17 protein-coding genes and 1 tRNA gene are annotated in these 20,688 nt (G+C 51.6%); 14 read left to right on the forward strand and 4 right to left on the reverse strand.

Features of this window, described 5'->3' with window-relative positions:
• Window positions 1-2 precede the first annotated feature (2 nt).
• On the forward strand, window positions 3-716 hold the full coding sequence (locus tag AXA67_14080) for a leucyl/phenylalanyl-tRNA--protein transferase (GenBank protein KXJ40153.1): 714 nt from the start codon (window positions 3-5) through the stop codon (window positions 714-716).
• Window positions 717-752: 36 nt separating this feature from the next.
• Here the strand turns inward: AXA67_14080 and AXA67_14085 are convergent, their stop codons facing one another.
• A complete protein-coding gene (locus tag AXA67_14085; GenBank protein ID KXJ40201.1) occupies window positions 753-1,511 on the reverse strand; it encodes a hypothetical protein in 759 nt (252 codons plus the stop codon).
• A gap of 200 nt (window positions 1,512-1,711) precedes the next feature.
• On the opposite strand from AXA67_14085, the gene AXA67_14090 reads away from it, so the two are divergent.
• Window positions 1,712-2,968, forward strand: coding sequence for a 6-phosphofructokinase (locus tag AXA67_14090; protein ID KXJ40154.1), 1,257 nt, complete (start codon window positions 1,712-1,714; stop codon window positions 2,966-2,968).
• Window positions 2,969-3,016: 48 nt separating this feature from the next.
• Window positions 3,017-4,147, forward strand: a complete 1,131-nt coding sequence (locus AXA67_14095) for a hypothetical protein (GenBank protein ID KXJ40155.1) — start codon at window positions 3,017-3,019, stop codon at window positions 4,145-4,147.
• Here AXA67_14095 and AXA67_14100 read toward each other — a convergent pair.
• Window positions 4,142-5,572, reverse strand: coding sequence for a hypothetical protein (locus AXA67_14100; protein KXJ40156.1), 1,431 nt, complete (start codon window positions 5,570-5,572; stop codon window positions 4,142-4,144). The genes AXA67_14095 and AXA67_14100 overlap by 6 nt on opposite strands.
• Window positions 5,573-5,865: 293 nt before the next feature.
• Between AXA67_14100 and AXA67_14105 the strand changes: the two genes are divergently transcribed.
• From AXA67_14105 to AXA67_14115, 3 genes are all read left to right on the forward strand, one after another.
• The gene (locus AXA67_14105) at window positions 5,866-6,774 is read left to right on the forward strand and encodes a cation efflux family transporter (GenBank protein KXJ40157.1); all 909 of its coding nucleotides are present in this window, start codon (window positions 5,866-5,868) and stop codon (window positions 6,772-6,774) included.
• 141 nt (window positions 6,775-6,915) lie between these two features.
• Window positions 6,916-10,674 carry a 5-oxoprolinase gene (locus tag AXA67_14110; GenBank protein ID KXJ40158.1) on the forward strand — a complete coding sequence of 1,253 codons (3,759 nt, stop codon included), beginning with the start codon at window positions 6,916-6,918 and terminating at the stop codon, window positions 10,672-10,674.
• Window positions 10,675-10,872: 198 nt separating this feature from the next.
• On the forward strand, window positions 10,873-11,361 hold the full coding sequence (locus AXA67_14115; protein ID KXJ40159.1) for a hypothetical protein: 489 nt from the start codon (window positions 10,873-10,875) through the stop codon (window positions 11,359-11,361).
• A 10-nt stretch (window positions 11,362-11,371) separates the two neighbouring features.
• On the opposite strand, the gene AXA67_14120 is transcribed toward AXA67_14115, so the two are convergent.
• Window positions 11,372-12,643 (reverse strand): U32 family peptidase, encoded by a 1,272-nt coding sequence (locus AXA67_14120; protein ID KXJ40160.1) that lies wholly within the window; start codon window positions 12,641-12,643, stop codon window positions 11,372-11,374.
• Between the two features lie 77 nt (window positions 12,644-12,720).
• Between AXA67_14120 and AXA67_14125 the strand changes: the two genes are divergently transcribed.
• The 5 genes from AXA67_14125 to AXA67_14145 all read left to right on the forward strand — a co-directional run bounded on the left by AXA67_14125 (window position 12,721) and on the right by AXA67_14145 (window position 18,402).
• Window positions 12,721-13,629, forward strand: coding sequence for a cysteine synthase (locus AXA67_14125; GenBank protein ID KXJ40202.1), 909 nt, complete (start codon window positions 12,721-12,723; stop codon window positions 13,627-13,629).
• A 198-nt stretch (window positions 13,630-13,827) separates the two neighbouring features.
• Window positions 13,828-15,969 carry a hypothetical protein gene (locus tag AXA67_14130; GenBank protein KXJ40161.1) on the forward strand — a complete coding sequence of 714 codons (2,142 nt, stop codon included), beginning with the start codon at window positions 13,828-13,830 and terminating at the stop codon, window positions 15,967-15,969.
• On the forward strand, window positions 15,966-16,562 hold the full coding sequence (locus AXA67_14135) for a hypothetical protein (GenBank protein ID KXJ40162.1): 597 nt from the start codon (window positions 15,966-15,968) through the stop codon (window positions 16,560-16,562). The genes AXA67_14130 and AXA67_14135 overlap by 4 nt, the downstream gene beginning before the upstream one ends.
• A 2-nt stretch (window positions 16,563-16,564) precedes the next feature.
• Window positions 16,565-17,890 carry a 23S rRNA methyltransferase gene (locus AXA67_14140; GenBank protein ID KXJ40163.1) on the forward strand — a complete coding sequence of 442 codons (1,326 nt, stop codon included), beginning with the start codon at window positions 16,565-16,567 and terminating at the stop codon, window positions 17,888-17,890.
• A complete protein-coding gene (locus AXA67_14145) occupies window positions 17,887-18,402 on the forward strand; it encodes a peptidase (protein ID KXJ40164.1) in 516 nt (171 codons plus the stop codon). Before AXA67_14140 ends, AXA67_14145 begins: the two co-directional genes overlap by 4 nt.
• On the opposite strand, the gene AXA67_14150 is transcribed toward AXA67_14145, so the two are convergent.
• Entirely contained in the window at window positions 18,378-18,947 is a 570-nt protein-coding gene (locus AXA67_14150; protein ID KXJ40165.1) for a hypothetical protein, read from the reverse strand. The genes AXA67_14145 and AXA67_14150 overlap by 25 nt on opposite strands.
• A 401-nt stretch (window positions 18,948-19,348) precedes the next feature.
• On the opposite strand from AXA67_14150, the gene AXA67_14155 reads away from it, so the two are divergent.
• From AXA67_14155 to AXA67_14165, 3 genes are all read left to right on the forward strand, one after another.
• Window positions 19,349-19,424: transfer RNA gene (locus tag AXA67_14155), tRNA-Thr, on the forward strand.
• 165 nt (window positions 19,425-19,589) lie between these two features.
• Window positions 19,590-20,429: a hypothetical protein gene (locus tag AXA67_14160; GenBank protein KXJ40166.1), complete on the forward strand. Its 840-nt coding sequence runs from the start codon at window positions 19,590-19,592 to the stop codon at window positions 20,427-20,429.
• Complete coding sequence (locus AXA67_14165; protein KXJ40167.1) at window positions 20,426-20,629, forward strand: hypothetical protein; 204 nt, start codon at window positions 20,426-20,428, stop codon at window positions 20,627-20,629. The genes AXA67_14160 and AXA67_14165 overlap by 4 nt, the downstream gene beginning before the upstream one ends.
• Window positions 20,630-20,688: the final 59 nt, after the last annotated feature.

The following is a 20,688-nucleotide window of genomic DNA, read 5'->3' on the forward strand; positions in this document are numbered from 1 at the left end:
TTATGCTAACCTTGCTCGATCCTTCAGACTCCCATCAAGATTTCCCCCCCATTGACGAAGCATTGTCCGATCCCAACGGATTATTAGCTGTGGGTGGAAATTTATCTCCCAACCGTTTATTAAACGCTTACCGTCAAGGGATTTTCCCTTGGTATAACGAGGGAGAACCTATTTTATGGTGGTCTCCAGACCCGAGATTGGTATTGTTTCCTGAAAAACTTAAAGTCTCCCGCAGTTTACGGAAAATTCTCAAACAAAAGAAATTCAGCGTCACCTTCGATCAAGATTTTACAGGCGTGATTGAAGCTTGCGCCCGGCCACGCATCGGATATGTTGGAGACGGCACATGGATCACGCCAGAGATGAAATTAGCCTACATTCGGTTGCACCAATTGGGCCATGCCCATTCAGTCGAAGCCTGGCAGGCTAATGAACTGGTGGGCGGCCTTTATGGCGTAGCCATTGGCCGGGTTTTTTTTGGCGAATCCATGTTCTATCACCGAAGCAACGCCTCCAAAGTCGCTTTCGTCACCCTGGTGGAATCATTGAAACGTTGGGATTATGCCTTGATTGACTGCCAAGTTCATACTCAGCATTTAACGGCATTTGGGGCAGAAACGATTCCAAGAAAGAGATTCGTAGAGAAATTGAATATCCTATGCAATGAGCTGCCAAACACCGAAGCTTGGACACTAAAAAAGCCGATGGAGGGTTAACTTCCTCCATCGGCTTTTAAATGATTGATTGATCAATCAGGATTTCTTTCTTTGAATTCCAAAACCCACAAGGCCTATAGCGAAAAGAAACATAGTTGCTGGTTCTGGAACGGTGCCACCACCTCCGCCACCAACTTCACGTTTAATCTTCTGTTGGATTGCTTGAGCAAAGTCGGAAAAGTTATTTGCAGTCAGCAAAAACGCTCCCGTTCCCCCCACAACATTGTTTTGATACCAAGTATCTAAGCTTGGGTCGTCGGTAAGAATCGGCAGGCCGTTGATGGCATCAATTCCAGCCGCCAAAGCCGCGTCCCGGGCATTGGCTGTATTTGCGCCGCTATTTTGCCGGCCATCACCGGAAACATCAATCACCAAGCGAACACCTTCAAATCCATTGTTGTTAAATTTCGGAACAGCGAAATTAATTGCGCTTCCGGGTGCTGTACTACCACCGAATGCCCTAGAGGTGGCTGCGATGTCGTCGCCAAAATTACTGGCACTTGTGGCATCGGTAATATGGGTCCAATCCACCAATTGGGCTTGTTGTGAACTACCGGACCATTCGATATAGGTCACGGCAATGCCATTCGTTGGTAAAATGCTGGCCAATGCAGGATCCTTGAAAGCGTTTACATAACCTGTTTTTTGCAAATTATATTCGCTGTTATTCACACTTCCAGACACATCAACAAGTAAAGCCAATTCCAACCCCACAGGCACTGCATTGGCCTGTGATGCAAAAAAATAAGCCAACCCAAGCAATAAACCCTTGAGTCCCATATATTTTCTGTTCATAATTCTTCTCCCATCCTCAACATTAATATATGAATCATTTGATTCATTTATCTGATATTCAGGATCCATGCCAATGACAGGATTAAGCATTTATTTACCTTTTAAATCAATGTTGTATGCAAATTCTTATATACATACTATTTCCTCACATCAAATTGTGTAAAATTTATTGACACGCTACATAACGGAATCGACACTAAATGAAAAATGCCTTCTACGCTCAATCTGGCGGCGTGACCGCCGTCATTAATGCCACTGCTTGCGGCGTCATTGAAACTGCCCGCCAGTATCCCGATCAAATCGGCAAAGTTTACGCCGGTAGGAATGGCATTGTCGGCGCGCTGCTTGAGGATTTGATAGACACCAGCCAGGATAGCGACGAGTCGATTGCCGCGTTGCGCCACACCCCTGGCGGGGCGTTTGGTTCTTGCCGTTACAAATTGAAAGGGTTAGAGGAAAACAAAGCCCAGTATGAGCGGCTGATTGAGGTATTTAGGGCCCATAACATCGGCTATTTCTTCTACAACGGCGGCGGCGATTCCGCCGATACTTGTCACAAGATCTCCCAGCTCTCGGAAACCGTGGGGTTTCCCATCCAAGCAATTCATATTCCCAAAACCGTGGATAATGACCTGCCCATTACCGACAATTGCCCAGGATTTGGTTCTGCGGCTAAATATATTGCCATTTCCACACTGGAAGGCACGTTGGATGTAGCCTCGATGGCGGCTACGTCCACCAAGGTCTTCGTCTTTGAAGTCATGGGCCGTCATGCTGGATGGATTGCAGCAGCTGGGGGATTGGCATCTACCAAGGATTGCCCTATCCCGGTTGTCATTTTGTTTCCGGAAATTCCCTTCAATCAGGAGGAGTTCCTTGCCAAGGTAAAATCGGTAGTAGAGAAAGAAGGCCATTGCTCCGTGGTTGTGTCAGAGGGCGTAAAAAATCCTGACGGTAAATTTCTGGCGGATGCGGGTTATCAAGATGCTTTTGGGCATACTCAGCTTGGTGGCGTCGCGCCGGTGTTGGCTCGCATGATCCACGCTGAACTAGGTTTTCGGTGCCATTGGGCGGTAGCGGATTATCTGCAACGCTCAGCCCGGCATATCGCAGCGCGAACCGATGCCGAGCAAGCCTACGCCGTGGGAAAAGCTGCGGTGGAAATGGCTTTGGCGGGCGCCAATGCAGTGATGCCCACCATTGTCCGCACCTCGGACGATCCCTACCAATGGGAGATTGGCCAAGCGCCGCTCGATCACGTGGCCAACGTGGAAAAATGGATGCCCAAAGAATTCATCAGCCCAGACGGCTATGGCATTACTGAGGAATGCCGGCGTTATTTGGTGCCCTTGATTGAAGGGGAGGATTACCCCCCTTATTCCCGCGGCATGCCTAATTACATCCGGCTGAAAAACCATCCCGTGCCCAAAATACTAAACACCCCCTTTCAACTGTAAAGAAATTTTTACAACTGCACTTGGAAGTTAAATCCGCCCCTGCTTTTGATGAAGGGACAAATGGCAATGCCCAATGAGTCCCTTTATCATCAAGGGGATATTTATTTTGATGGGTTGCTTGAAGATATTGAAGCGGCAACTTCCCGCATAGATCTGGAAACCTATATTTTTCGTATCGATCGCGTGGGCAGGCGTTTTGTCCGCGCCTTGATCCGCGCAGCAGAGCGTGGCGTTAGGGTGAGATTGATGGTAGACGGGGTGGGACTCCCTTTTACCTCACAAAACCTGCCACAAATGTTTGATGGAAGCGCGGTCCAGATTAGAATCTATCACCCCATCCCCTGGTTTTTCTGGCATTGGAAATACACCAGTCAGGACCGGCCTCTGTTAAGGAAACTCATTGATTGGTTGATTAACCTCAATCACCGCAACCACCGGAAAACATGTGTCATTGACAACAAGATTGCCTGGGTGGGCAGTTTCAATATCTGTGACTGCCACCTGCCAGTGGCGCTGGGAGGAGAAGGCTGGCGCGATAGTGCCGTAAAACTGTTAGGAGTGGATATCTATCCATTGAGTCGGGCCTTTGAAAAAGCTTGGCACGCCCACCGGCTCATGCCGCCATTTCCGCCATGGCGGGATTTCCCTTTCCGGCTCAACTATACCCGTTACCGCCGCCGGCGACTGTTAAGGGACTTGATTCGCCGGATTGAGCGCACCCAGAAACGGCTTTGGATCACCAATGCTTATTTCGTCCCGGATCGCCTGCTCCTAAGAAAATTGGCGCAAGCGGCCCATCGGGGTATTGATGTACGCATTTTATTGCCCGAACGTTCCGATGTATTCTTCATGCCTTGGACCTCTTCTGTTTTTTACCGGCAATTACTCTTAACTGGCGTCAGAATCTACGAATATCAGCCGGCAATTCTCCATGCCAAAACCATCATTATTGATGACTGGATGACGGTCGGTTCCAGTAATCTGAATTATCGAAGCCTGCTTCATGATCTGGAAGTAGATGTCGTGCTGCAACAAAGCTCAAGCAAGCAAAATCTTGCAAGCCAGTTTTTGGCGGACATACAAAACGCCAGGGAAATTTCCCTGGCGTTTTACCCACCGAGACCTTGGTGGCAACGGCGGATTGCGATGCTGATTTTAATCCTCGAACGTTGGTTATGATACTTCCGCCATGACCTTTTTCACTTCTTCCGGCTTTTTGGGCACTTCGCCGGAAGGGTTGGTCATCTCGTCATTGAGACGCTGAATCAGAATATCGGCGCGGTTGAGAATATTCTCCAATTGCTGCCGTACCTTCTCATTCCATCCTTTGATCCTGCCGGTGGCAAACATATGCCAATTGGCGCATTTATCAAACGCTTTGACTAGATTGAAGCGGAGCTTCATTTGCCGCTGTTTTTTGGCCAAACTCCGGCGATAGATCACCTTGAAAATGGAGGAAAAGATAAGATGAAAAATAAACATGACGATAAACAGGGCAGCAACCGCCATGGCATCAATCATGGGATTCAACCACATACCTGTCGTCAGTCCCACAAAAGCGCCAGCACCCACGAGAGCCGCAAACAGAAGCGTATCAAAGCGCAAGGTCCAATTCCGCCAGCCCCGCAGCGCCTTTTCCAGTACGGGTATGGAACGATCCATCAATTCCTTGGTGGTTAATTCCAACGTATTCAAAATGCGGTAAGCACGCTTGACTTCCACATGCCGCATGCGCTGGTGGATTTCCTTCAAGTCGCGGTCGCGCCTGGCCTCCAAGCGTTTCTTGATGTAATCGTCTTCGGCATTTAATTCCACGTCAGGTGAAAAAATAGTGTAGAAATGGGTGACATTCAGCCCCCTTTCCGCCAAGGCGCTGCGCCAAGCCGCGACCACTTCTTCCAGACTGTCTTCCCGGGCGGTGACATCGATTTGATTCAACACATAAATGAATTTTTCCGAATCGTAACGGTCGATTGTCGTCTTCACCAAATATTCCAGGGTATCGCGCATGGCGCCGGGTTCCGGGCGCCGGGCATCGAAGAAAATCAATACCAGATCGGAGATTTCGATGATGTGTTTAGTAATCCGCAAGGTGGCGCTACGCTGGGCATCGGCATCGAATCCCGGCGAATCGATGAAAATCTTTCCCTTGAGATTTTCACTGTTACAGGTTTTCAATTGCAAATAGGCATTGATCCTTTTGCCCTCGCCTTCCATCTCCTCATCAATCTCGCGACTGATCTGATAGAAGGGAAATCTTGGATCCACATCCAAGGCTACCCCAGGCAGGGTTTTCACTTCTGGATCCGGGCTGTAGCAAAGCACCGTGAACTTGTCGTCCACCGCCTGAACGCCGGTGCGCTGAATTTTTTGCCCCAAGAAATGATTGATAAAGCTGGATTTACCCGCTGAAAACAATCCTAGAATGGAAATCAGCGGCCACCAGGGAATTTGGCGGGCAGTGGATTGATCTGGATGAATCAAGCCCAATTCGTGGCCGACATTGTCAATCTCCTGGAAATTCTTCGCCACATCCACTAATAATGGGTTTTCTTCGGCGAGGTGCTTTTCCAAATTCTGTACGTAGATTTCGCTTGCCTGCATAGTAGAGGATCATTCCTAAATTGATTAATCGGTATCCTTGTGAAAATGTACTATTCCACTACCTGTACGGTGGAAGAATAGCTATCTACACTCAGCGTGCTCACATTGCCAGTCTGTTATGGTTTTGCGATTCGTGCATTGAAATGCCTTTGCCTGGCCACCCTTGTAACAAGGGGCCGTCTATGGAATCAAGGGGATTTTATGGCATAAAATGACTAGAAAAGCAAAAAATAACATGAATAGTTTACCAATTAATGGACTGACAAAAACCCAAAAAATTCACAGGATCACCCATGGACTCATCGAATCACAGCTTGAAAGCTATCTTTTATGCCTTTTCCGCTAATCTCGGGATTGCCATTGCCAAAACCTGGGCCGCTTTTTTCACAGGCTCTGGCAGTATGCTGGCGGAAGCCATTCATTCGTTTGCCGACAGTGGCAATCAAGTCTTGCTTTATCTGGGTTTGAAACAGGCGCAACGGCCACCTGATCAAAATCATCCGCTGGGCTACGGAAAAATCAGTTATTTCTGGAGCTTTGTCGTTGCCATTCTTTTGTTCACCATGGGGGGCGTTTTCTCCATCTATGAAGGCTGGCACAAATTGGATTCTCATGAGGGGCTGCGCCAACCCATCATCGGTATATTGATTTTGCTGTTATCCATCGCGCTGGAAGGCTGGAGTCTGCGCGGCTGCCTAGTGGAAGTAAACCGCATCAAAGGCGATAAAACCTTGTGGCAATGGCTATTCAACACCCGAAACGCGGAACTTGTCGTGGTCTTGGGAGAAGACACCGCCGCCTTGATTGGTCTATCACTGGCCTTAGCTGGTTTAGGCATGGCCACCATAACAGGCAATCCCGTCTATGACGCCATGGGTTCAATCGCCATCGGCGTGGTTCTGATTTTGATCTCCCTGTTTGTAGCCTTGCATATCAAGGCCTTGATTATCGGCCGGTCTGCGGAACCGGAATTGGAGCAAGCCATCAACCAAGTCATTGAACAGGATGACGCCATTGCCCATCTTTTCAATCTTATTACTCTGCAGCTGGGCCCTGACGTCATGGTCGCTGCTAAACTGCGGATGAAACCGGAATTAACCTTGCAACAAGCGGTGCATAAAATCAATCTGCTGGAGGTGGAAATAAAGCGCACGGTTCCCCAGGTCAAATGGTGCTTTATGGAACCGGATTGCAAGGATTAATGGTAACTACGCACCCATACCAGAAGAAGGCCCAAGGGTGGTCTGTGGAGGAAGTGTCTTTGGCAGGGATGCCAAAGCCAAGCCTACAGGGACGTATTTACCGGCGTCTTCCGGAACAGACCTCCCTTGGAACCCCGAATAGTGACATTACTGAAACATAATCGCTGGCAATTTTGGATCGACCGGGGCGGGACGTTTACCGACATTGTCGCCAGACGCCCCGATGGCACTTTACTCACTCACAAATTGCTATCGGAAAATCCCAAGCAATACCAGGACGCGGTTTTACAGGGTATCCGTAACATTCTGGGTTTAAAAGCCCAGGAAATAGTCCCTGCCGCATTGGTCGAGTCCATCAAACTCGGCACCACCGTCGGCACCAATGCTCTGTTGGAACACAAAGGGGAACCCACAGCGCTAGTCATTACCCAAGGCTTTGGCGATGCCCTGGAAATCGGTTACCAGAACCGGCCGGAAATCTTTGCCCGGCAAATTCGCAAGCCTGAACCTTTGTATCAAGCGGTCATTGAAGTGCCCGAGCGAATCGATGCCAGTGGCAATACCGTCACGCCATCGGATATGGAACAAGCCCAAAAAAGACTACAAGCCGTTTTTGACGAAGGCATCCGCGCCCTGGCTATTGTTTTGATCCACGGTTACCGTTATCCCCGACACGAACAAGCCCTCGCTGCTCTGGCTGAATCCATCGGCTTTACGCAAATTTCCGTCTCCCACCAAATCAGCCCTTTGATTAAATTGGTCGCCCGGGGAGATACCACCGTCGTGGACGCTTATCTTTCTCCCTGCTTGCACCGATATTCCCGGCAACTGATGGCAGGCACCGACGGCAATATTCCGATCTGGTTTATGCAGTCCCACGGCGGCCTGACCCGGGCGGAATGCTTTCACGGCAAGGACAGTATCCTTTCCGGCCCGGCGGGGGGCATGGTGGCGGCGGTGGCGGTGTGCCAACAGGCAGGCTTAGACCATATCGTCACCTTTGACATGGGTGGCACCTCCACTGACGTCGCCCACTATGCCGGAGAATTGGAACGCAGCCTGGAAACAGAAATCGCCGGGGTGCGCCTGCAAACCCCCATGCTAAAAATTCATACCGTAGCCGCCGGCGGTGGTTCCTTGCTGAAATTCAAAGGCGGACGTTACCTGGTGGGGCCGGATTCCGCCGGCGCCGATCCGGGTCCATTGAGTTACCGCAAGGGCGGCCCCCTGGCGGTGACCGACGCCAATGTGATGCTCGGAAAGATTCAGCCGGCATTTTTCCCCAAAGTGTTTGGCCAAAGCGCCGACCAATCCCTCGACCTCGAAGGCGTACAGCGGGCATTTTCCCGCTTGGCCGAAGAAATTCACACCACCACTGGAGACCAGCGCACCCCGGAAGCTGTTGCCGAAGGCTTCCTGGCGGTCGCAGTGGAAAATATGGCCGATGCCATCAAGAAAATTTCCATACAGCAGGGCCATGACCTGACCCATTACACTTTGTGCTGCTATGGCGCGGCGGCGGGCCAACACGCTTGCCTAGTGGCGGAAAGGCTGGGCATCCGCCGGATTTTTCTTCACCCTTTTGCTGGAGTGCTGTCAGCCTATGGCATGGGATTGGCCGATTTTCGTCAGGTCTTGGAGCGATCTTTACAATTACTTTTCTCCGATACATCGGAAAGCCAACTGAAATCCATTTTTGCCACACTAGAAACCCAAGGCCGCAATCACCTCATCGATCAAGGCATAGCATCAGAGAAAATCACCTGCCAAAGACGACTCCATTTGCGTTATCAAGGCACCGATACCACCCTCGAGGTACCGTTTGCCAGTAAGCCGCAAATGCGACGGGCCTTTGAGGCAAAACACCAACAACAATTTGGCTTTATCAATCCTGACAAACCGCTCATTATCGATACCCTGTCCCTGGAAGCGATTGGCAAGAGCGAAGAAGTCGCCGAGGCGCCATCGCCAGAAGCTCAAATCCCGCCTATCCCAGCCCAAGCAGTCAAATTTTACGGCCGCGGCCGATGGCAATCCGCCCCGCTTTTCCTCCGGGAAAACCTGACATCCGGCCATCGCATCAACGGACCGGCGCTGATTATCGAACCGACCTCCACCACGGTGATTGAACCGGGTTGGCAAGGCGTCCTCAATCCTTTGAATCAACTGATCCTTGAACAAGTCCCCTCTGATCTGGCTATGGCTAAGAGGTTCGGTGAGAGGCCTTTTAGGAATGTTGGCGGCCTGGATGGCCGCCATCAAGCCTCCACGGATGGATACACGGCGTTTCCTAAAAGGCCTCTCACCGAACATATTGTAAGCGGGTCTGATGCCACAATAACCCGTCCAGGACCCGACCCGGTACGGTTGGAAATTTTCAACAAGCAATTCATGGCCGTTGCTGAACAAATGGGTTATAGCCTGCAAAACACGGCATTTTCGGTCAACATCAAAGAACGCCTCGACTATTCCTGCGCCCTGTTCGACAGCCACGGCAATCTGGTGGCCAATGCTCCTCATATTCCCGTCCATCTTGGTTCCATGGGAGAAAGCGTCAAAGCCTTGCTGGAAAAGGTTCAATTCAAGCCCGGTGAAGTCTGGCTCACCAACTCTCCCTACCACGGTGGCACCCATCTGCCGGATATCACTGTCGTTACCCCGGTCTTTAACAAGGATGGCAACCAGATTCTGTTCTTGCTGGCTTCCCGCGGCCATCACGCCGATATCGGCGGCAAAACGCCAGGCTCCATGCCCCCGGACAGCCGCCACATTGATGAAGAAGGGGTGTGGAGCGCGGGGTTGAAAATTGTTTCCAGAGGACAGTTTCTGGAAACCGAAATCCATCAATGGCTGACAAATCACCGCTGGCCGGCCCGCAACCCCGAGCAAAACCTCGCCGATCTCAGGGCTCAGATCGCCGCCAATGAAAAAGGCCTGCGGGAACTGCAAACAATGATCAGCCACTGGGGACTGGAAACCGTCCAGGCTTACATGAAATATATCCAGGACAACGCCAAGCAGGCAGTCCAAGGGGCCATATCCAAGCTCCGCAGCGGCCATTTCCGCTACCGGCTGGACAATGATGCGGAAATCGCCGTCACGATCAAAGTCGATGCCACCCACGGCAAAGCCAGAATTGACTTCAGTGGGACCTCTGCCCAACAACCGGATAACTTCAATGCCCCGGCAGCGGTATGTAAAGCGGCGGTATTGTACGTTTTCCGCACCTTGGTTGAGGATGATATTCCCCTGAATGCGGGCTGTCTCGAACCTCTGGAAATCCTCCTCCCGGAAGCGTCATTGCTCAATCCCGCCTACCCCGCCGCGGTGGTGGCCGGCAATGTGGAAACCTCCCAAACCATCGTCGATGCCATTTATGGTGCCCTAGGCGTTCTGGCGGCTTCCCAGGGCACCATGAACAACCTCACCTTTGGGGATAAAGATCATCAATACTACGAAACCATCTGCGGCGGTGCTGGCGCGGGTCCGGGCTTCGATGGCGCGGATGCGGTCCATACCCACATGACCAACTCCCGCATCACAGATCTGGAAGTTTTGGAGATGCGCTTTCCCGTCCGTGTCGAAGCGTTTTGTATCCGTCGGGGCAGCGGTGGTGCGGGTAAATACCACGGTGGCGACGGCGTGATTCGTAAAATCCGCTTTCTCCAGCCCATGACCGCCGCCATTTTATCCAACCGCCGCCGTTATCCTCCCTTTGGACTGGCCGGCGGGCAACCCGGCGCCTTGGGAAAAAATACCCTGATCCGCGCCAACGGAGAATCCGTGGAACTTGGTAGCTGCGCGCAAATCCAAGTTCATGCAGGTGACCTATTTGTGATCGAGACGCCGGGCGGCGGGGGCTACCGCAAGACCACGTCATCAAAACACGTAAAAGATTGAATGAAGGGGCGGGTGGTCTGCTTCGAAAAACGCCGTGAATACTTCCCTGTAGGCTCCACGCCGGCCTCCCTGCCGGCGAGGTTTTCGAAGCAGACCACCCGCCCCCCCGGCATGAATAAATAATGGAGCTCTAGGGGCTACGGCAATCCAGAACCAAACTGATGCTATAATCCCCACTAACTCCTAAGGATAACCGGCATGTCACTAGCGGAAGACGATATCCAACACATCCAGGCAATGATTGATGCGGCACTCACCCGCCATCCCAGTATTGCGGGCACATTACCGCCCATGGATATGGAGATGCGCGAACGTCTGATCCGGCTGGAGGAAGAACTAAAACACCAGCGGGAATTGATGTCGAAACAATTTGACATCACCGAGGAACGGTTTAAATATATGGCGCAGCGCTTTGATGAAGGTGAACGTCGTTTTGAGGAAGTGGACCGCCGCTTCGATCATCTCGATCAAAGGCTGGCGCATGTAGACAAGCGCTTCGATCAAAGCGACGAGAAAATTGAACAAATTGGCGAACGTATGAACAACCTGGAAAACGAACTCAAATCCATCCACCAGGAACTGAAACAAATCTACACCGCCATCAACCGCCAAACCTGGCAAATGATTGGCGCTATTGGCTTGATTGTGATTTTAAGCCGGGTGGTGGAATTGTTTGGCGCTTCATAAGCCCGGTCTTCTAAAAATACCGGGCAACTAAATCATATCCTCCGGCAACCTTAGGCACCGGAATCCGTACCCGCCAGCCACCACCCGGAGCTTCCTCCAGGGGATTGCCGTCCAAGTCTTCCAGGTATTCCACCATCTCATCGCGATTGCCCTCGGGGGAAATCCATTCAATCCGGTCTCCCACCCTTAATTTGTTTTTGATTAATACCTGGGCCATGCTTCGCCCGCTGTCGTAATCTTCCACTTCCCCCACAAATTGTTGGCGGTGCGCTTTGGAAGCACCCTGGATATAGTTTTGATATTCGTGGCTGTGGTGGCGCTGGTAAAAACCGTCGGTATATCCGCGGTTGGCCAGATTTTCCAGGACACCCAATAATTTTGGATCAAAAGACCGGCCCGCCTCGGCATCGTCAATGGCCTGACGGTAAACCTGGGCGGTGCGGGCCACGTAGTAGTGGGATTTGGTGCGGCCTTCGATCTTCAGGCAATCGACGCCGATTTCCCTGAGCTTGTGAACGTGCTCGACGGCGCGCAAATCCTTGGAATTCATGATGTAAGTGCCGTGTTCATCCTCGACAATGGGCATGACCTCGCCGGGACGACCCGGATCTTCGAGCACGAATTCCTGTTCCGCGGCCGGATGCCGCTCAACACCGCCAGCCTCGGCCGGCTTGACTTTGTACTCCCAGCGGCAGGCATTGGTGCAAGTCCCCTGGTTGGGATCGCGATGATTGAAATAGCCCGACAACAGACAGCGGCCGGAATAGGCGATACACAAGGCGCCGTGGACAAATACTTCCAGCTCTATATCCGGGCACTGCTGGCGGATTTCCTCGATTTCTTCCAGGGACAACTCCCGCGACAAAATAATCCGCTCGATGCCGATTTGCCGCCAGAATCTGACAGCCGCATAATTCATGGTATTGGCCTGCACCGATAAATGAATCGGCATCTGGGGCCAGGTCTCCCGCACCAGCAAAATCAAGCCGGGATCGGCCATAATCAAGGCGTCCGGCCCCATTTCGATGATGGGTGTAAAATCCTTAATGAAGGTTTTCACCTTACTGTTATGGGGCAAAACGTTGGCGGCCAGATAGAATTTTTTGCCGTTACGATGGGCTTCCTCAATGCCAATCGCCAGATTGTCCTTGAGAAAATCGTTGTTCCTCACCCGCAAGCTATACCGGGGCAAACCGGCATAAACCGCGTCCGCGCCGTAGGCGAAGGCGTAACGCATGTGTTTCAGAGTTCCGGCCGGGGAAAGCAATTCCATGACAGCCATAAAAATTCTTGAATGGTTTTATAAGGAATTGTTATTTTACAGCAAGGGCAAGAATCGGATACAAAGAAGTCACTATGATGCAAAAAACTCACCTCCCCCCTTTTCCCACCATCGAAGCTTTTGTCGGCAACACGCCGCTGGTGCGCCTGCAACGGTTGCCTGGTGAGACCACTAATATCATTTTGGCCAAGCTGGAGGGCAATAACCCGGCGGGCTCTGTCAAAGACCGCCCCGCCTTGAGCATGATCAAGCACGCCGAGGCCCGCGGGGAAATCCGCCCCGGCGACTGCCTGATCGAGGCCACCAGCGGCAATACCGGCATCGCCCTGGCCATGGTGGCAGCCATCAAAGGCTACCGGATGATCCTGATTATGCCGGAAAGCATGAGCGTGGAAAGGCGGGCAGTGATGAAAGCTTTCGGCGCGGAAATCATTCTGGTTTCCGCCGAAGGCGGCATGGAGGAAGCCCGGGATTTGGCGGACGAGATGGAAGCTCAGGGCAAAGGCAAGGTTCTCAATCAATTTTCCAATCCCGACAACCCCAGAGCCCATTACGAAGGCACCGGACCTGAAATCTGGCGAGACACCCAAGGCACCATCACCCATTTCGTCAGTTCCATGGGCACCACGGGCACCATCATGGGTACTTCCATGTTCCTCAAGGAAAAAAATCCCGGCATTCAAATTGTCGGCGTACAACCCAAGGAAGGGGCGAAAATCCCCGGCATCCGCCGCTGGCCTGAGGCGTACCTGCCTAAAATCTACGATCCCGCCCGGGTGGATCGGATTCTCGATGTCAGCCAGGAAGAAGCGGAAGAGACCACCCGCTTGCTGGCGTCAAAAGAAGGTATTTTTGCCGGGATCTCATCGGGAGGCGCGGTGGCGGCGGCGCTTACCTTGTCCCAAACCCTGGAAAACGCGGTCATTGTCACCATCATCTGCGACCGCGGCGACCGTTATCTCTCCACCGGCGTGTTCCCTGCATAAAGCCAGTTTTTACCTAAATTCTGCAAGTGATTCGAGCACCGAGGGTGTCAAGCAAGGCTTTAGGCAAGGCGGCAAACCAATTTTCGCGCAGGCGTAGCAGCGCTGCTTCGAGCATAAAATTGGTGCGGCCAACGCAGCATAAAGGCTTGACTTGGCAGCAGAATGCCGAAACATTTGTAGAATTTAGGTTTTAAGTGGATGAATGGAAAAAGCTATTTATCCACTTGGATCAGAAAAACAGTTCCATTCTCAACTACGGACGCATCCCGTGCCCTTCCAGATATTTTAAAAATCTGGCGGTTTTCCTGGTTGTTTCTGTTTTGGATTGTATCCGAGACTTCAATTGCCACATCGCTGGAAATTCAGATTAAATCACTCCAATATGGACCACTCATTCTAAAACAAGTCAACGGCAGGCTACTGCCTGAACAAAGAAAGTTTTCTCTCTCCCTGAACAAACTTCAACTTCCCATGCCACCTTATCTAATCACCCGAACAAGGCTGACATGCCTTCAAGGAAATTGGGGACAGAAAGCCCTTGAATGCGACCAAGGTAAAATCCATATTTTTCTCCCCAAAATCAATGAAACCCTAAGGGGGGAATTTACCGCCCGCTTACACCCCGAAACCGGCATTCTCAAACTCTCGCCCCTCCATTTTCTTGGCGGCGACTGGTTCGGAGCGCTGACTTACCAGAAAAAGAAATGGCGTTCTCAACTCAAAGCCAAACAAGTTCTTTTACAGGATAAGCTAATAAAATCCCTGTCCCCCATGCCTTTGCCCTGGCTGGAAACCCTACAGGGAATGGTAAATTTGTCACTGCGGACCACCGGACAACCGCAACCAGACGCCATCCAGCTGAAACTTAACATTAATCCCCTCAGCTTTAATGACAGCGGCTTTACGTTAGGGGCGGAAAACTTGAACATTGACATTCAATCCCAGGCCAAACGTAAAGGCCAGCTTTGGCAAGCAACACTCGAAGCAACAATAGATAAAGGCAGGTGGTATTTGCCCTTTTATCTTCCCTTTGACCAACACCCAACGCGATTGCGATGGCGCTTGAATTGGGATGACAAAGAAAAGAAATCCACTTCGATTCTTGCCTTGAAACAAAAGGATATTGTGGATGTTTTGATTAATTCAAAAAAAGATAACGGTATAATTTCCTTGCTGACAGCTAATTTTGAAGCCAATCTGGCCAACGCATTCAAACGCTATGTATCCCCCTATCTGGAAGGCGGGAATTGGGAGGGCCTGTCGGTGCCATCCGGCAAAGGCGTCGGCAAAGTCACCGTTCGAAATGATCTGCCTGAAACCGGCCAACTCAAACTTATCAATATCATTATTGCCGATAAACAAAGACGCCTGGGACTGCGCCAATTGCAAGGCGATATTCACTGGCGCAGGACACTGCCCGCTCAAGGCCTGCTTTTTCCCGTCACCTGGATTGGCTGGCAATCCGGGCACCTGTATAAAATCCCCTTGGGGAAAACGGACTTTTTCTTCCGCACTACCGATGACGACCTGCGGCTGATTCGTCCGGCAACCCTTCCCATACTCGACGGTTTCTTTCAAATCCAGCAACTGGCGGCGCTCAATCTGACAAGCGCCAATCCTAACATCCAGTTTGCGGGCAGAATCGATAATATCCCCCTGGAAAAATTAACCCGCGTGCTAGGATTTACGCCTCTGGCGGGAACCCTATCCGGGGTAATTCCCAAAATCAGCTATCATCCCGGCGAACTCAAGCTGGATGGGAAATTGCTTTTTGAAGTCTTTGACGGGAAGATAATCATTAAAAATCTGAAAATCACCCATTTGTTTGGTCCCCTGCCCCGGCTCGAAGCGGATATTGAAATCAAACACCTGGATTTGGAACTGGTCACCCGTCACTTTGATTTTGGACTCATCACCGGCCGCTTGGATGGTTATGTCAAAGGCTTGGTTCTGGAAAATTGGCGCCCAGTCGCTTTTGATGCCTGGCTGGGAACCCCGGAAAATGATCCTTCCAAACACCGGATCAGCCAGAAAGCAGTGGAGAATTTGACCGATTTGGGCGGTGGTGGCGCGGCCGGGCTTCTATCGCGGGGATTTATGAAACTATTCAAGGAGTTTTCCTACCACAAAATCGGCATTGGTTGCCGTTTGCAGCATAATGTCTGTTATCTTCGCGGTGCAGCCCCGGCGAAAAATGGCTATTACATTGTCAAAGGCGGCGACCTGCCACGAATTGATGTGATCGGCTATAATCGCCGCATCGACTGGCCAACGCTCTTGGCTAGGCTGGCCAGGATTACCCAAATAAAAACCTTAGAATCACCGGTGATATCTCAATGAAAAAGACCATTTCAACCCTACCCCTGCTCGCGCTGTTGAGTATCGTTTCTTGCGTCACAATCAATATCTACTTCCCAGCGGCGGCGGCGGAAAAAGCCGCCGATAAAATTATCAAAGATATTCAGGAAGGCGCGGAAACAGAAACGCCCACCGATGCCCCGCAATCCAGTCTCCTTTTGTATCGCACCAAAGTCACTCTGCTGGAAATAATGAGCCTTGGTGTTTCCACCGCCCACGCGGCGGCGGATTTGAACGTGGACAGTCCCGAAATCCGCGCTATCCGCGCTTCTATGAAACAGCGCTTTCCCAAGCTCAAGGAATCTCTGGATAAAGGCTGGATTGGCTATGCCAACAACGGCCTGGTTGCCGTCGTCAATCCCATCGCCATCCCGCCACAACTGCGGGCCAAGGTAATGCGCCTGGTGCAAAATGAAAACAAAGACCGCATCGCGCTTTATCAAGCCATCGCCCGGGCCAACGGCCACCCGGAATGGGCCGATGAAATCCAGGCTACCTTTGCCAAACGCTGGATTGCCAATGCCCGTCCGGGCTGGATGATCCAGGCCAGCGATGGCCGCTGGCGGCGTAAGTAACCATGGGCCGGCGTCGGAGAAAACCCCTACCCCAGGAACCGGTCCAGGCCCTAATCGAAAACGTCACCCACGATGGACAGGGGATTGCCTATGTGGACGGCAAAGCGGTATTTATTGAAGGCGCCCTGCCCGGAGAAAAAGTAGTCTTCCGCTACCGGGAAATCCGGCGGGATTTTGCCCGGGGCACGGTTTTGGAAGTGACCGAACCCAACAAGGACAGAGTTACCCCCAAGTGCGCTTTTTTTGATCGCTGCGGCGGATGCAGCCTGCAACACCTGGATCCCGCGGCGCAAATCCGGCTCAAACAGGATCTTTTGATCCAGCAGTTCGCCCGAATAGGAAAAATCCCCCAATTCGAACTCTGGCCCCCGCTAACCGGACCATTATGGGGTTACCGCCGCAAAGCCAGGCTGGGGGTCAAGTTTGTCCGCAACAAAGGCCGGGTGCTGGTAGGATTCAGGGAAAAAGGCAGCGGATTGATTGCCGATATTGATGCTTGCCTTGTGTTGGATCCCAAAGTCGGTGACCGGCTGAAAGACCTGGCCACATTGATAGACAGTCTGACCATCAAAGAACGCATCCCCCAGATTGAAGCGGCCGTGGGAGATAATCGCTCCGCGCTGGTCTTCCGTGTGCTTCAGCCGCCAAGCGAAGAAGATCTTGGAAAACTCAAGCAATTTGGCAAGCGGTTCCAATTCGATATCTACCTGCAACCCAAAGGCCCGGATTCGGTAACCCCTTTATTGCCTGAAAACCCACAGCCATTGCATTATCGTCTGCCGGAAGATATTGAATTGCAGTTTGGCCCCTTGGACTTCACCCAGGTGAATGCGGCCATCAACATCAAAATGATTCATCGGGTCTTGGAAACCCTTAAGCCCAGCCCAACTGACAATATCCTGGATTTATTTTGCGGCCTCGGTAATTTCACCCTCCCCCTGGCCCGCCACGCCGGCCAAGTCACAGGGATTGAAGGCAATGAAAGCGCCGTGGAACAAGCCCGCCACAATGCCCAAATCAATCAACTGAAAAACACGCAATTTTATTGCAGCGATTTGACCCAAGACTTCAGTGAAAACCCCTGGAGCCAGGCCACCTACAATAAAATTCTACTGGATCCTTCCCGCGCCGGTGCTTTCGAGGTCATGGACTGGATTCCCCGCTGGCAACCCCAGCGAATCGTTTATGTTTCCTGCAACCCGGCTACTCTTGCCAGAGATGTGGGACACTTGGTACATCAACGGGGGTACCGGTTAATCAAGGCCGGCATCATGGATATGTTCCCCCATACCGCCCATGTGGAATCCATTGCCTTGCTGGAACCATGAACTATTTTTTGTGGATTCGGATAGATCGCCAGCGTTTATATCTTCGCCAAATAGATAACGGTATAATTTTGCGTGAATTTCCGGTGTCCACCGCGAAAAATGGACCTGGGGAATGGGAAAACAGTGGCTGTACGCCTCGGGGATGGCACGTGATCCGCGCCAAAATCGGCACGGGTGCGCCACTGGGAACCGTATTTGTCGGCCGCCGTCCGACCGGGGAAATTTATACGCCAAAGCTCGGCAGACAACATCCGGATCGGGACTGGATTTTAACTCGCATCCTCTGGTTAAGCGGGCTGGAGGTCGGCCGCAACCGATTAGGAAAGGTAGATACCTTCCGGCGCTACATATACCTTCACGGCAGCCCTGATGAAGTCATTCGAGGCGCACCCGAATCCCATGGTTGCATTCGTATGCGTAACGAGGATATCGCCTGGGTTTTTGACGCCGTTGATCATGGTACGAAGGTCTATCTGAGCGAGGATGATCAGTTGCCGCCCTCTCCGCCATGACCAAAATGATAAATGGCGGAATGGGAAAGAAACAAAGCCAATCCTACCAAAGCTATGCCACCGGCAAAAGCCAACAAATCCAGTGGATTTTCAAATGGCATTTCAATTCCGTGCTCAAAAAATTTAACAATCAAAATCATTAAAATGACCTTCCCCAAACGGCTTTTGAGATCATCCAGATTATTAATGATCAACACCTTGGCAAAAGCTTCGCTTTTCCGCGCCTCATCCAATGCGCTAATAAAAAGCTCATAAAGCCCCAAAGAAAATATAAGCAGCACAGTGGCTAGCAAATAGCCATCAATCACTTCCACCACATGGGCAATTACCTGGGACCGCATTGTCTTACGCGCCAAATCGGTAAGATCAGGCGATGCATAATTTCTCAAATCCATAATCAAATACCAGGCATCTACAGTAGCCACATAAAACACCCCAAACGCCACTGCCAGACTTGCCAAGACCGCCACCAACACCACCAAGCGGCTTCCCCACAAGCCTTTCTCCAGGCCGAACTCCAACTGTTGGGAAAATTTACTTCTCATCAGGATTCAATCCGCTGTTTTATTATTGGAACCTAAATTCTGCAAATGTTTCGGCATTCGGCTGCCAAATCAAGCCTTTATGCTGCGTTGGCCGCACCCATTTTATGCTCGAAGTAGCGCTGCCACGCCTGCGCGAAAATTGGCTTGCCGCCTTGCCTAAAGCCTTGCTTGACACCCTCGGTGCTCGAATCACTTGCAGAATTTAGGTGGAATTCTATAGGAAATGCTGAATCATTCATTCGTGAATTCCCCGCACACAGAATCTATCGCATCAAGCGATGGATTTTGTCAGCACATCCCTGCCCCAAAATCTCTGAAAAAACAGAGAATCTTCAAATCATGCCGCAACCCAAATTTATTTGCCAGAGAAAATTGCTTCCAGCTACAATATATAAGTTGAAGCTGGCGTAGCTCAGTTGGTAGAGCAGCGGATTTGTAATCCGCCGGTCGGGGGTTCGAATCCCTTCGCCAGCTCCATTTGAGAGTTCGAAGAAATCCGTTAATACCCCTCTAGCCCGCATGATAGCGGGCTTTTTCATGACTGGCTTGTCCGATACAATCCGACGAAATCCGTTGACAGTTACCGCCAAATGACGGTAACTTTGGCGGTACATTCAAACCCGCCAGCAAAGTTACCGCCAAATGCCCCTCACTGTTACCGCCATCAAGAATGCCAAGCCACGTAAGAAACCGTATAAAAAGTTTGATGGTGGCGGCCTCTATATCGAAATCCGTCCAAATGGCAGCAAGTTGTGGCGGTTGCAATATCGCTATGAAGGCAGGCGGAAATTGCTGTCGCTGGGTGCCTATCCCACCGTCACTTTGAAGGCTGCCAGGGAAAAACGGGATGAATATAAGCGCCAGCTCGCGGAGGGGATCGACCCATCCGCCGCCAGGAAAGCAGCCAAGGCGGCCGGGAAAAACACACTCCTGGCGGTGGCAAAGGAATGGTATGGGAAACAGGAGAAGGTTTGGCGCCCTTCCTACCGGGAAAAAATGGCCCGGCACATTGATAAATACCTTGGTCCCTTCCTGGGCAACCGCCCAATTGCCGATATCGAACCGCCGGAATTATTGGCCACCCTTCGCCGCATCGAGGAGCGCGGCCACCATGAGACCGCCCATACTGCCCATCAGGTGGCCGGGAGGATTTTCAGTTATGGCATCGCCACCGGGCGCTGCGCCAGGAATCCGGCCAACGATATACGCGGCGCCCTGGCTCCGGCAAAAACAAAAAACTTTGCCAGCATCCATGATCCAAAGAAAATCGGCGCCCTGCTCCGCGCCATGGATGATTACAGCGGGGATTTCGTAATCAGGCAGGCGCTCAGGCTGCTGCCGCTGGTGTTCGTGCGGCCCGGGGAATTGCGTCACGCTGCTTGGGATGAGATCAATTTCGAGTGTCAAATTCGAGGTGATGAGCCGCGGAGGTGGAAAAAATCCGCGCCCAATCCCCCGTCGCCAAAAGCGGGCCGTGGGTGACGCATTTTGAGGAGATGGCCCAAAAAACCGTCATTCGCCGTTTGTTCAAATACTTGCCCGTCTCCGTTGAAATGGCCAGGGCGGTCGGTTTGGACGAGGCCGCCGAGCGGAGTAAACAATCGGATGCGATTGATGCGGATTGCGTAATCGAATCGGAGGAGGAGGCCACCCCGGAGGAAAAAGGTGACTCAGCCGCGTGAGCTGATCCACTCCTTGAGCGCTTCGTCCATCCTCGTTTGCCAGCCAGGGCCGGTGGCGC

The sequence above is a fragment of the Methylothermaceae bacteria B42 genome (genome assembly GCA_001566965.1).
GTDB lineage: Bacteria > Pseudomonadota > Gammaproteobacteria > Methylococcales > Methylothermaceae > Methylohalobius.